Origin of the sequence: Amycolatopsis sp. NPDC049691 (assembly GCF_040675005.1) — a bacterium.
GTDB lineage: Bacteria > Actinomycetota > Actinomycetes > Mycobacteriales > Pseudonocardiaceae > Amycolatopsis.
In genome coordinates this window covers 15,728-30,031 of sequence record NZ_JBFANX010000019.1, presented here as the reverse complement: position 1 = coordinate 30,031, position 14,304 = coordinate 15,728, and the positions used below count along the sequence as shown (strand labels likewise).

Here is a 14,304-nt window from a genome sequence, read left to right as displayed (position 1 = left end):
CGGGTCCGCCAGCCGGGACTCGACCGGCCGGACGGCACGAGAACCGGCTGGGGCCAGTCGTGCCGTCCGGCTGGATACCTTGCGTCAGTCGAGGTCGAGCTCGTCGATCAGGGCGAACATCTCGTCGTCCGTCGCGGTCTCCAGCCGTTCCTCGACCGCGGTGACAGGGCCCGCACCGTTCACCCGGGACAGCAGCTCCTGCAACCGCGCTCCCAGCGTTGCCCGCGCCTGGGTGTCCGCCAGCAGCTCCGGCAACGCGAACTCCACCCGGTCCAGCTCCGCCAACGCCGGCAGGATCGCCGCCGGGACGTCCGGGACCAGCTCGGCCCGCAGGTACTCCACCAGCACCGTCGTCGACGGGTAGTCGAACAGCAACGTCGCCGGCAAGCGCAACCCCGTGGCCGCTCCCAGCAGGTTCCGCAGCTCCACCGCGCTCAACGAGTCGAAGCCCAGCTCCAGGAACCCGCGGTCCGGCTCGATCGCGTCCGGGCCCGCGTACCCCAGGACCGTTGCCGCGTGCGTGCGGACCAGCTCCAGCAATGCCCCGTCGCGTTCCGCCTCGGACATTCCCGCCAACCTGTGCGTCAGGCTGTCCACCGGGTCGGCCACGGCCGCCCGCACCGCGCGGCGGACCGGCGTGCGGATCAGGCTGCGCAGAATCACCGGGATCGCGTCCTCGCCCACCCGGTCGCGCATCGCCTCCACCACCAGCCGGACCGGCAGCAGCACCGCCTCGTCCAACGCGCACGCCACGTCGAACAGGTCCAAGCCCTCGTCCGACGGCATCGGCTCGACGCCGCCACGCGCGAGCCGGGACAGGTCCGCCTCGCCCAGCTTGCCCGTCATCCCGCTGCGCTCGGCCCACAGCCCCCACGCCAGTGACAACGCCGGCAGGCCCTCGGCCCGGCGGACGTGCGCCAGCGCGTCGAGAAACGCGTTCGCCGCCGCGTAGTTCGCCTGGCCCGTGCCGCCGAACGTGCCCGCCAGCGACGAGAACACCACGAACCCGGCCAGGTTCATCCCCGCCGTCAGCTCGTGCAGGTGCCACGCCGCGTCTACCTTGGGGCGCAACGCCGTGTCCAGCTGCCGCGTCGTCAGCGCCGACACCACGCCGTCGTCGAGCACGCCCGCCGTGTGCACCACCGCCGTCAGCGGGTGCTCGGCCGGGATCGCCGCCAGCAGCGCCGCCAGGGAATCCCGGTCGGCGACGTCGCACGCGGCCATCGTCACGTCCGCGCCCCACGCCGTCAGCTCCGCGACCAGCTCGGCGGCGCCTTCCGCCGCCGGGCCCCGCCTGCTCGTCAGCACCAGCCGGCGGGCGCCGCGTGCCGCCACCAGGTGGCGGGCGACCAGCGTGCCGAGCGTTCCGGTCGCGCCGGTGATCAGCACCGTGCCCTCCGGGTCCCACGCCGCGACCGGCGCCGGGCTCGTCGCCGGGACGCGGGCGAGGCGCGGCACCTGGATCGCGCCGATCCGCACCGCCACGTGCGGCTCGCCGCACGCCACGGCCGACGGCAACGCCGCGTACGACACTTCGCGGTCGTCGAGGTCGACCAGCACGAACCGGCCCGGGTTCTCCGACTGCGCCGAGCGGACCAGGCCGACGACGGCCGCCGTCGCGAGGTCCGTGATGCCCTCGCCGACCCGCGTAGCGATCGCGCCCTTCGTCACGAACACCAGCCGCGAGCCGGCGAACAGGTCGCTCGCCAGCCACTCCTGCACCTGCTCCAGCGCGCCGTGGGTGGCGGTCCGGACCGCGCGCGTGACGTCCTCGTCCTCGTGCGGGCCGCTGGTCACCACGACCACCTCGGGCACCGGGGTACCCGCCACCACGGCGGCCTCGAGCGCGTCGAAGTCCGGGTACGACTCGACCGGGACGCCCGCGGTGCCCAGTGCCTTGGTGACCCGGACGCCGACGTCGGACCCGACGACCGCCCAGCGTTCGGCCGCCGAGTGGCTCACCGGCGTGATCGGGGCCATCACCCAGCCCACGCGGAACAGCGATTCGTGGTACGCCGACCGGGCGACGTCGAGCTGCTCGGCCGAAACCGGCCGCAGCGTCAGCGAGCTGATCGTGGCCACCGGCAGCCCGTCCTGATCGGCCACCGCCAGCGCGACCGTGTCCTCGCCCTGCCCGGTGACCCGCACCCGCAGCGCCGACGCGCCTCCCGCGTGCAGCGTCACGCCCGCCCAAGCGAACGGCAGGACGGCCCGGCTTTCGTCGCGCAGCGCGACGGTGTGCAGAGCGGCGTCCAGCAGCGCCGGGTGCAGGCCGAAGCGGCCGGCCTCGGCCGCTTCCGGCTCGGGCAGGCCGACCTCGGCGAAGATCTCCTCGCCGGCGCGCCACGCCCGCCGCAGCCCCTGGAACGCGGGCCCGTAGGCGAACCCGTTGGCCGCGATGCGGTCGTAGAGCCCGTCGAGGTCGATCGGCTCGGCGCCGGCCGGCGGCCACGTCCCGGTGAGGTCACCGGCGGCCGGCGCGGGCGCCGCGGCGAGGGTGCCGCTCGCGTGCGTCGTCCACGGCTCGTCCTCCATGGCGCCGTCGGCGCGGGAGTAGATGTCGATCGACCGGCCGCCGAAGCGGTCCGGCCCGCCGACGGCGACCTGCAGGCGGACGCCGCCGGTCTCCGGCAGCACCAGCGGCGCCGCGAGGGTCAGCTCCTCGACGCGTTCGCAGCCCACCTGGTCCGCCGCGTGTACGGCCAGTTCCATGAACGCCGTCCCGGGCAGCAGCACACTGCCGAGCACGACGTGCTGCGCCAGCAGCGGGTGGCCGGCCACCGACAGCAGGCTCGTGAACAGCACGCCGTCCGACCCGGCCAGCGCGACCGACGCGCCGAGCAGCGGGTGTCCCGGCGCGCTGAGGCCGGCGCCGGTGACGTCGCCGGGGGCGGCCGGAGCGTCCAGCCAGTACCGCTCACGCTGGAACGCGTACGTCGGCAGTTCGACGCGCGGGCCATCGCCGAGCACGGCGGCCCAGTCGACGTCGGCGCCCGCGGTGTGCAGCCCGGCGAGCGCGGTCAGCAGCGACCGCTCCTCGTCGTGTCCCTTGCGCAGCACCGATCCCACGCTCACCTCGGCGGCGCCGGCGCAGTCCGGGACGAGCGCGGCGAGCACCGCGTCCGGGCCCAGCTCGACGAACCGGGTGACGCCGTCGGCGACCAGCGTGGCGACGCCATCGGCGAACCGGACCGCCTCGCGTACGTGCCGCACCCAGTACTCCGGCGTCGTGACGTCACCGGCCGCCACGACCGGGATCCGCGGTTTCTCATAGGTCAAGCTCGCGGCCACGTCGGCGAACTCGGCGAGCATCGGGTCCATGAGCGGCGAGTGGAACGCGTGCGAGACGTCCAGGCGCTTGGTCTTGCGGCCCAGCGCGGCAAAGTGCTCCCGCACGCCCAAGACGGCGTCGGTTTCGCCCGAGACCACCACGGCCGCCGGCCCGTTCACCGCGGCCAACGACACGCGCTCGTCGAGCAGCGGGGCGACTTCGGCCTCGGTGGCCGCGATCGCCACCATGGCCCCGTCCGAAGGCAGGGCCTCCATCAGCCGGCCGCGCGCGGCGACCAGTTTCGCCGCGTCGGCCAGGGAAAGCACCCCGGCGACGTGGGCGGCGGCCAGCTCGCCGACCGAGTGGCCGGCGAGGAAGTCCGCGCGGACGTCCCACGACTCCAGGAGCCGGAACAACGCCACTTCGAGGGCGAACAGCGCGGGCTGGGTGCAGCCCGTGCGGTCGAGCCGGGCCGCGTCGTCGCCGAACACGACGTCCCGCAGCGGCAGGTCGAAGTGGGCGCACACCGCGTCGAAGGCGTCGGCGAAGACCGGGAACCGCTCGTACAGCTCGTGGCCCATGCCGAGCCGCTGCGAGCCCTGGCCGGTGAACAGGAACGCCGTCCGGCCGCCACGCGCGGTGCGCACACTGAGCCGATCCGCGGCCAATCCGTCACGCAGTTCGCCGAGGGTTTCACCGACGATCACCGCGCGGTGCCCGAACTTCGCCCGAGCGGCCAGGGAGCGGGCGACGGCGTTCGAGTCCACTTCGGACTCGGTGAACGCCAGCAGCCGCCGGGCCTGACCGCGCAACGCGGCTTCGGACCGAGCCGACACCGGCCAGGCGGTGAACCGCCGCGAAGTAACAGGTTCCGCCGGCTCGTCCGCGGCGGGGGCCTCTTCGAGGATCGTGTGCACGTTGGTGCCGCTGACCCCGAACGACGACACCGCCGCGCGCCGCGGGTGGCCGTTCGCCGCCCACTCGACCGGCTCGGACAGCAACCGCACCCGCCCCGAGGACCAGTCGATGTGCGGCGACGGCGTCTCGGCGTGCAGCGTGCGCGGCAGGACGCCGTGCCGAAGCGCCTGCACCATCTTGATGACGCCGGCGATGCCGGACGCGGCCTGCGTGTGCCCGATGTTGGACTTCACCGAGCCGAGCCACAGCGGCCGGTCGCGGTCCTGGCCGTAGGTCGCGATGAGCGCCTGCGCCTCGATCGGGTCGCCCAGGGTGGTGCCGGTGCCGTGCGCTTCGACGGCGTCCACTTCGGACGGTGTCAGGGCGGCGTCGGCCAGCGCGGCGCGGATGACGCGCTGCTGCGCGGGCCCGCTCGGCGCGGTCATGCCGTTGGACGCGCCGTCCTGGTTGACCGCGGAGCCGCGTACCACGGCGAGCACGGGGTGCCCGCGCCGCCGGGCGTCGGACAGCCGTTCCACCAGCACCATGCCGACGCCCTCGGCCCAGCCGGCGCCGTCGGCGTCCGCGGAGAACGCGCGGCACCGGCCGTCCGGCGACAGCGCGCGCTGCCTGCTGAACTCGACGAACGTGTCGACCGAGGAGATCACCGTGACGCCGCCGGCGAGCGCGAGGTCGCACTCGCCCGAGCGCAGCGCCTTGACCGCCCAGTGCAGGGCCACCAGCGACGACGAGCACGCCGTGTCGACCGTGACCGCCGGGCCTTCCAGGCCGAAGGTGTAGGCGATCCGGCCGGACGCGACGCTGCCCGCGCTGCCGGTCGCCAGGTGGCCTTCGAATTCGCCGGGCGCGTGCCGCAGCCGGCCGCCGTAGTCGTGGTAGTTGGAGCCGACGAACACGCCGGTCCGGCTGCCGCGCAACGCCGAAGGGTCGATGCCGGCGCGTTCGACGGCCTCCCACGACGTCTCCAGCAGCAGCCGCTGCTGCGGGTCGATCGCGGGTGCCTCGCGGGGCGCGATCCCGAAGAACGCCGGATCGAAGTCCGCCGCGTCGTGCAGAAAACCGCCGCCGCGGGTGTAGAACGTGCCCGGCTTGTCCGGGTCCGGGTCGTAGCGCCGGTCGAGGTCCCAGCCGCGGTCGGCGGGGAACTCGCCGACCGCGTCGACCCCGTCGGCGACGAGCCGCCAGAGGTCGTCGGGATCGGCGACGCCGCCGGGGTAGCGGCAGGACATCGCGACGATCGCGATCGGCTCGTCGGTGTTCGCCACGACCGGAGCCGCGGTCTCGGTCGCCGGGTCGCCGGCCAGTTCGCGCCGGACGTGTTCGGCGAGCGCGACGGCGGTCGGGTGGTCGAAGACCAACGTGACGGGCAGCCGCAGGCCGGTCGCTTCGCCGAGCCGGTTGCGCAGGTCGACGGCGGTGAGCGAGTCGAAGCCGAGGTCGCGGAAGGCGCGATCGGGCTCGATGGCCTCCGGCGACGGATAGCCGAGCGCCACCGCGGCCTGGGCCTGGATCAGCTCCAGGACCAGCCGGTGCTGTTCGGCGACGTCGAGCCCGGTCAGGCGCCGGTCCCAGCCGGTTTCGGCGGCTTCCGGCGCGCCCGCTTCGGAAATGCCCAGCAACGCGGCACTCGGCCGCCCCTGCGCGAGGGTCTTGCGGTAGCGGTCCCAGCGGATGTCGGCGACGGCCAGCACGGTTTCGTCGTCGGCCAGGGCCTGCTGAAGGGCGAGCAGCGCCGGTTCCGGATCCATCGCGGGGAGCCCCTGCTCGGCCAGGCCCTCGCCGCGGCCACCGCGCCACGCGCCCCACGCCACCGACGTCGCGGGCAGGCCCGCCGCCCGACGCTCGCGGGCGAGCGCGTCGAGGTAGGTGTTGGCCGCCGCGTAGCTCGCCTGCCCCGGCCCGCCGAGCGTGCCCGCCAGCGAGGAGAACAGGACGAACGCCGCCAGCTCGCGGTCCGCGGTCAGCTCGTGCAGGTGCCGCGCGGCTTCGGCCTTGGGCCGCAGCACGCGGGTGATCCGGTCCGGGGTGAGGCCGTCGATGACGCCGTCGTCGAGCACGGCGGCGGCGTGCACCACCGCGGTGAGGTCCGGCAGCTCGCCGAGGAGCTCGGCCAGCTGGGCGCGGTCGGCGACGTCGCAGGCCACGACCGTCAGCTCGGTGCCGAGGTCGGCCAGTTCGGCGGTCAGCTCGGGAACGTCCCGGCCGTGCCGGCTGGTCAGGACCAGCCGCTCGGCGCCGGCGCGGGCGAGCCAGCGGGCCAGGTGCGCGCCGATGCCCCCGGTGCCGCCGGTGAGCAGCACCGTTCCGGACACCCGCCACGGCTGGTCGCCGCGAGCCGGTTCCGCGCGGACGAACCGGCGGCCGAAGACCCCGGAAGCGCGGACGGCGACCTGGTCCTCGGGACCCGGTGCCCCGAGCACGGCGGCGAGGCGGGCGACGGCACGGGCGTCGAGATCGGCCGGGAGGTCGACGAGGCCGCCGAAGCGCTGCGGGTACTCCATCGCCGCGATCCGCCCGAACCCCCAGGTCAGCGCCTGGTCGGTGGCGCGGATCGGGTCGGTCGCGCCGGTGCTGACCGCGCCGCTCGTGGCGCACCAGAGCGGCGCGTCGAGCCCGGCGTCGCCGAGGGCGTGCAGCAGCGTCAGGTTCGCTTCGAGGCCGTCGGTGGCCAGGAGCGACAGCACGCCTTCGCACGGGCCCGCCGCACGCAGCAGCTCGGCACACCGCGCACGGTCCACATCGGACGGCAGTTCCAGCAGGCGCGCGCCGAGCCCGTCGGCGAGGTCCCGGGCGTCGGACCCGGCCGGGGCGACCACCAGCCAGTCGGCGACGACCGATCCGGGCGCGACGGCGAGCGGGATCCACTCGACCCGGTACCGCCAGTCGTCCACCGGGGACCCACTGGGCCGCTGACCGCGGGCCGGGGCGTCCAGCCAGTACCGCTGGTGCTGGAAGGCGTAGGTCGGCAGCGGGATCGGGCGGGCACCGGGGAACACCGGCGCCCAGTCGACGTCGACGCCGCGGACGTGCAGCTCGGCCATTGACGTGCGGAACCGCGCCAGGCCGCCCTCGTCGCGCCGCAGCGTGCCGACGGTGATCGCGCCGGGCACGGCTTCGGCGATCGCGGACGAGACGACCGGGTGCGGGCTGACCTCGACGAACACCGCGTTCTCGAGCGCCTCGACGGTCTGCGCGAACAACACGGGCTGGCGCAGGTTGCGGTACCAGTAGCCGGCGTCCAGCGTCGCGGTGTCGATCGGCCCGGCCGACACCGTCGAGTGGAACGGGACGTCGCCGGTGCGCGGGGCGACCGCGGCGAGCACGTCTCTCAGTTCTTCTTCGATCGCCTCCACGTGCGCCGAGTGCGAGGCGTAGTCCACCGGGATCAACCGGGACCGGACGCCGTCGGCCTGGCACTGGGCGAGCAGTTCGTCCAACGCGGCCGGGTCCCCGCACACGACGGTCGACGACGGGCTGTTGAACGCCGCGATCGAGATCCGGCCGGCCCACTCGTCCAGCAGTTTCTCGACGTGTCCGGCGTCGAGGGCGATCGACGCCATCCCGCCCTGGCCGGCCAGGCCGGCGGCGATCGCCTTGCTGCGCAACGCGACCACCCGGGCACCGTCGACAAGGGACAGTCCGCCCGCGACGACCGCCGCGGCGATCTCGCCCTGGGAGTGCCCCACCACGGCGTCCGGCGTGACCCCGTGCGCCTGCCACAACGCGGCCAGCGAAACCATCACCGCCCACGACAGCGGCTGCACGACGTCGACGCGGTCCAGCGCGGATTCGCGCAGGGCGTCGAACGGTGACCAGTCGACAAAGGACTCCAGCGCCGCCGCGCACTCCGCGAACCGGTCGGCGAACACCGGCGACGAGTCGAGCAGCTCCACGGCCATCCCGGCCCACTGCGCACCCTGGCCCGGGAACACGAAGACCGTGCGCCCGGCCGCGCCCGCCACGCCCGTGACCACCGACGCGCTCGGCGTCCCGGTGGCGAGCGCGCGCAGGCCGGTGAGCAGGTCCGAGCGGTCGTCGCCGAGCACGACGGCCCGGTGCTCGAACGCGGTCCGCGTCGAGGCGAGGGACCAGCCGACGTCGGCGATGTCCGCGTCGCCCGCGAACGCCGCCAGTTTCTCCGCCTGTGCGGGCAAACCGGCCGCGGACCGCGCCGAAACCAGCCACGGCACCGGGCCGGAGACCCGCTCCCGCTCGATGACGGGTTCGGGAACCGGGTCGTGTTCGAGGACGACGTGCGCGTTGGTGCCACCGACGCCGAACGAGGACACGCCGACGCGGCGCGGACCCGGCTTGTCCGGCCACGGCGTCGCCGACGTGAGCAGTTCGAGGGCACCGGCGGACCAGTCGACGTGCGGCGACGGGCGTTCCGAGTGCAGCGACCGCGGCAGCAGGCCGTGGCGCATCGCCAGCACCATCTTGATGACACCGGCCGCGCCGGCGGCCGCCTGGCTGTGCCCGATGTTCGACTTCACCGAGCCGAGCCACAGCGGCCGTGAGCGGTCACGGCCGTAGGTCGCCTGCAGTGCCTGCGCTTCGATCGGGTCGCCGAGGGTGGTGCCGGTGCCGTGCGCCTCGACGGCGTCCACATCGGACGGTTCGAGTCCGGCCGCGGCCAGTGCGGAGAGGATCACGCGCTGCTGCGACGGGCCGTTCGGCGCCGTGAGGCCGTTGGACGCGCCGTCCTGGTTGGTCGCGGTGCCGCGGACGACGGCCAGGACGCGGTGCCCCCTGCGCCGGGCGTCGGACAGCCGCTCGACGAGCAGCATGCCGACGCCCTCGGCCAGGCCCATGCCGTCGGCGTCGGCGGAGAACGGCTTGCTGCGGCCGTCGGCGGCCAGCGCGCGCTGGCGGCTGAACGCGACGAACGGCGCCGGCGTCGACATCACCGCGACGCCGCCGGCCAGCGCGAGGTCGCACTCCCCCGACCGCAGTGCCTGGCCGGCCAGGTGCAGGGCGACGAGCGAGGACGAGCAGCCGGTGTCGATCGTGACCGCCGGGCCTTCGAGCCCGAAGGTGTAGGCGACGCGGCCGGAGGTGACACTGCCGGTGCCGCCGGTGACCAGGTGTCCTTCGACGCCTTCGGGGACCTCCTGGAGCCGCGGCCCGTAGTCGTGGCCGCTGGCGCCGACGAACACGCCGGTGCGGCTGCCGCGGACGGCGGCCTGGTCGAGCCCGGCGTCTTCGAAGGCCTCCCACGCGGCTTCCATGACGACGCGCTGCTGCGGGTCCATCGCGAGGGCTTCGCGCGGGCTGATGCCGAAGAAGCCCGGGTCGAACTCGGCCGCGTCGTAGAGGAATCCGCCCGCGCGGGTGTAGCTGTGGCCGGCGCGGTCGGGGTCGGGGTCGTAGAGCGAGCCGGGCTGCCAGCCGCGGTCGCCGGGGAACTCGCCGATGGCGTCGGCCTCGGCCAGCATCAGTTCCCACAGCTGCTGCGGGCTGCCGACGCCGCCGGCGAACCGGCAGCTCATGCCGACGATGGCCAAGGGCTCGTCGGCCGCGACCGCCGGCGCGACCGCCGCGGGAGCCGGGGCGCCGAGCACCTCGGTGCGGACGTGCCGGGCGAGGGTCGTCGCGTTCGGGTAGTCGAAGACCAGGGTGGCGGACAGCTTGAGGCCGGTCGCCGCGGTGAGCCGGTTGCGCAGGTCGATGGCGGTCAGCGAGTCGAAGCCCAGCTCGCGGAACGCCCGCGACGCGTCGACGTCCTCCGGCGCCGCGTAGCCGAGGACGGCAGCCGCGTGCTTGCGGACCAGCCCGAGGAGTTCGCGGTCCTGGTCCGCTTCGGACAGCGCGGACAGCTTGGCGCGCAACGCACCCGCCGCGCCGGTCTGCTCTTCGGTGACTTCGGAACCGGCGGCCAGCACGGCCGCGACCTCGGGCACTTCGGACAGCAGCGGACGCGGGCGGGCGGCGGTGAAGACCGGGACGAACCGCTCCCAGTCGATGTCGGCGACGGCGAGGAACGGCTCGCCGTGGTCGAGGACCTGGCCGAGCCCGAGCAGGGCGGGTGCCGGGGCCATGAACGGGATGCCGCGCCACTTGAGCTGGTCGGCGACGACGTCGGAGACCATGCCGTCGCCGGCCCAGATGCCCCAGGCGACCGAGGTTCCGGCCAGCCCGCGGGCGCGGCGGCTCTCGGCGAGCGCGTCGACGAAGGCGTTCGCGGCGGCGTACGCGCCGTGATCACCACTGCCCCACACGCCCGCGACCGAGGAGTACAAGACGAAGGCGTCGAGGTCGGCTTCGGCGAAGAGGGCGTCGAGGTTTCGCGCGCCGGCGAGCTTGGCGCGGGCGCCCTCCTCGAACTCGGGCAAGGTGGTCTCGGCCAAGGGGGCGAGGAGGCCGACGCCGGCGGTGTGGATGACCGTGCGGATCGCCGTAAGGCCATCGACCAGCGAAGACAGTGCCTCGCGGTCGGCGACGTCGCAGGCGGCGATGGTCACTTCGACGCCCAGCGCCTCGAGTTCTTCGCGCAGCTCAGCGGCTCCGGGCGCGTCGGGGCCACGGCGGCTGGTGAGCACCAGGTGCTCGGCTCCGCGGCCGGCGAGCCAGCGGGCGACGTGCGCGCCGAGCCCGCCGGTGCCCCCGGTGATCAGTGCGGTGCCGCTCGTCCGCCACTCGGGGGCGGTGCCCTCGACCGGCGCGCGACGCAGGCGACGCTGGTGGACCCCGGACTCGCGGACGGCCAGCTGGTCTTCGTCGCCGATCCCGGTGAGGACGGCGCAGAGCCGCGTGGCGGCCGGTTCGTCCAGGGTCTCCGGCAGGTCGACCAGCCCGCCCCAGCGGTCGGGGTGTTCGAGCGCGAGGACCCGGCCGAGGCCCCAGGTCGTGGCCTGGCCCGGGTGCGGCAGTGCGTCGCCGGGCACGACGACGGCTGACCCCCGCGTCGCGAGCCAGAGCGGCGCGGTGAGGCCCGCGTCGCCGAGGGCTTGGGAGAGCACGAGGTTCGCCGCCAGCCCCCGGGACAGCACCGGGTGCGTGGGGTGCTCGCGCTCGTCGAAGGCGAGCAGCGACAGCACGCCCGCGACGCCGGTCTCGCCGCGCAGGCGCTCGGCGAGCGACACGCGGTCGTCGGACTCGTCGACGCGCAGCGTGCGGACCCGCGCGCCCGCCTTCTCCAGGGCGTCCAGGCAGACGTCGGGCGCGTTGACGACCAGCCAGGTGCCGGCCAACGCCGGGGCCGGTTCGGCGACCGGGTGCCAGGTGATGCGGTACCGCCAGTCGTCCACAGTGGACAGCTCGGTGCGGCGCCGGCGCCAGTCCGCCAGCGCGGGCAGTGCCTCCTGCCAGGGCGTTTCGGCGGTGACGCCCAGCTCCTCGGTGAGTACACCGTCTTCGACGGCGCTCCAGAACCCGTCGTCCGCCGGGGCGGTCCCGACCGGGATCTCCAGCCAGTAGCGCTGCCGCTGGAAGGGATATGTCGGCAAAGCGACCGGACGCCCCCGCGGGTGGACGGCCGTCCAGTCGACGTCGTGACCCTGCGCCCACAGATGGGCCACCGACGTCAGGAACCGGGTCAGGCCGCCTTCGCCGCGACGCAGGGTGCCGGCGACGGCCGCCGCGCCCGCGTCGAGCACCTCGTCGACGGTCTCCTGGATGCCGCCGCCGAGCACGGGGTGCGGGCTGCACTCGACGAAGAACCGGTGTCCCTCGGCGAGGAGCGTCCGGGTCGCGTCCTGGAAGCGCACGCGCTGCCGCAGGTTCCGGTACCAGTAGGCGGCGTCGAGTGCCGACGCGGTCTCGCCGGTGACGCTGGAGACGAACGTGAGCTGCGGGGCGCGGGGTTCGAGCCCGGCCAGTGCTTCGAGCAGCTCGGATTCCAGGACCTCGACGACGGCGGAGTGCGACGCGTAGTCGACCGGGATCCGGCGCACGCGCAAGCCTCCGGCTTCGGCGCGGGCGAGGAGTTCCTCGACGGCGGCGACCTCGCCGGAGATCACCACGGACGCGGGTCCGTTGACGGCCGCGATGGACACCCCGTCCGCGAGCAGCGCTTCGACCCGCGCTTCCGGCGCGGCGATCGACGCCATCGCGCCCAGGCCGGCCAGCCGGGCGGCGATCAGCCTGCTGCGCAGCGCGACGACCTTGGCGCCGTCGGACAGCGACAGCGCGCCCGCGACGACGGCGGCCGCGATCTCGCCCTGGGAGTGCCCGACGACGGCGTCCGGCGTGACGCCGTGCGCCGCCCACAGCGCGGCGAGCGACACCATGACCGCCCACGAAACCGGCTGGACGACGTCGACCCGCTCCAGCGCCGCCGCGTCACCCAGGACGTCGGTCAGCTTCCAGTCCACGAAGGACGACAGGGCGGCGTCGCACTCGGCCATCCGCGCGGCGAACACCGGGGACTCCCCGAGCAGGTCGACGGCCATCCCGGCCCATTGGGCACCCTGGCCGGGGAAGACCAGCACCGTGCCGCCCACGGCTTGGGCTTCGCCGCCGATGCCCGCGGCCGTACCGGATTCGGCGATCTCGCGAACACCCGCGAGCAGCTCGGGCAGATCCCGGCCGACCACCGCGGCGCGGTGCTCGAACGCCGAGCGCGTGTGGGCCAGGGACCAGCCGACGTCGGCGATGTTCGCGTCCGGCAGCGACGCCAGTTCCGCCGCACGGGCCTTCAGCGCGGCTTCGGACCGGCCGGACAGCACCCACACCGCGGTGTCCACAGTGGATTCTTCGCCGTCCGGGGCTTCTTCGGTGACGCCCTCCAGCACGACGTGCGCGTTGGTGCCGCTGCCGCCGAACGAGGACACCCCCGCCCGGCGCGGCGCACCCGTCTCGGGCCACTCCTGGTGTTCGGTCAGCAGGGAGACCGCGCCCGCGGTCCAGTCGACGTGCGGGGTCGGCTCGCCGACGAACAGCGTCTTCGGCAGGACGCCGGCGCGCAGGGCCAGGACCATCTTGACCACCCCGGCGAGCCCGGAGGCCGCCTGGGTGTGGCCGATGTTGGACTTCACCGTGCCCAGGAGCAGCGGCCGCGAGCGGTCGCGGCCGTAGGTCGCCTGCAGCGCCTGCGCCTCGATCGGGTCGCCCAGCTTGGTGCCGGTGCCGTGCGCCTCGACGACGTCGACCTGCTCCGGCGCCAGCCGCGCGTTGGCCAGGGCCGCCTCGATCACGCGCTGCTGGGACAGCCCGTTGGGGGCGGTCAGCCCGTTCGACGCGCCGTCCTGGTTGATCGCCGTGCCACGGATGACCGCGAGCACCGGGTGGCCGTGCCTGCGCGCGTCGGACAGCCGTTCCAGCAGCACGACGCCGACGCCCTCGCCCCAGCCCGTGCCGTCGGCGTCGGCGGAGAACGCCCGGCAGCGGCCATCGGCGGAGAGGCCGCGCTGGCGGCTGAACTCGATGAAGTTGCGCGGGTTGGCCATCACGGTCGCACCGCACGCCAGTGCCATCGAGCATTCGTCGCCCCGCAGCGCGGTGACCGCGAGATGCAGCGCGACCAGCGACGACGAGCACATCGTGTCGACGGTGACGGCCGGGCCCTCGAGCCCGAAGGTGTAGGCGAGCCGGCCGGACAGCACGGCGGCCGAGCCACCGGTGAGCAGCAGTCCTTCCAGGCCCTCGGGCGCGGTGACCAGGCCGCCCGCGTAGCCCTGGTTGCTGGCGCCGACGAACACGCCGGTCTTGCTGCCGCGCAGGGCCGTCGCGTCGAGCTTCGCCCGCTCGAAGGCTTCCCAGGTGGTCTCCAGCAGGAGCCGCTGCTGCGGGTCCATCGCGGTGGCTTCGCGCGGCGAGATGCCGAAGAACGCGGGGTCGAACTGGGCGGCGTCGGTCAGGAAGCAGCCGTCGCGGACGTAGCTGCGGCCGACGCGCTCGGGGTCGGGGTCGTAGAGGTCCGGGTCCCAGCCCCGGTCGGCGGGCCACGGCGAAACGGCGTCCCGGCCGTCGGCGAGGAGGTCCCACAGCTGTTCGGGGGTGGCGACCCCGCCCGGGAAGCGGCAGCTCATCGACACCACGGCGATCGGCTCGGCGCGGCGCTCGGTGACGTCGTGCAGGCGCCGGTTGGCCAGCTTCAGATCGGCCGTGACCCGCTTGAGGTAGTCACGGAGCTTGTCCTCGTTGCGCATCTGCGTCGGCTCCTGTTGTCCGGTCAC

At 74.7% G+C, this 14,304-nt stretch carries 1 protein-coding gene; it reads right to left on the bottom strand.

Going from position 1 to position 14,304, the window contains the following annotated elements:
* Positions 1-84: 84 nt before the first annotated feature.
* Positions 85-14,304, bottom strand: a complete 14,220-nt coding sequence (locus AB0J40_RS34625) for a type I polyketide synthase (RefSeq protein WP_364461741.1) — start codon at positions 14,302-14,304, stop codon at positions 85-87.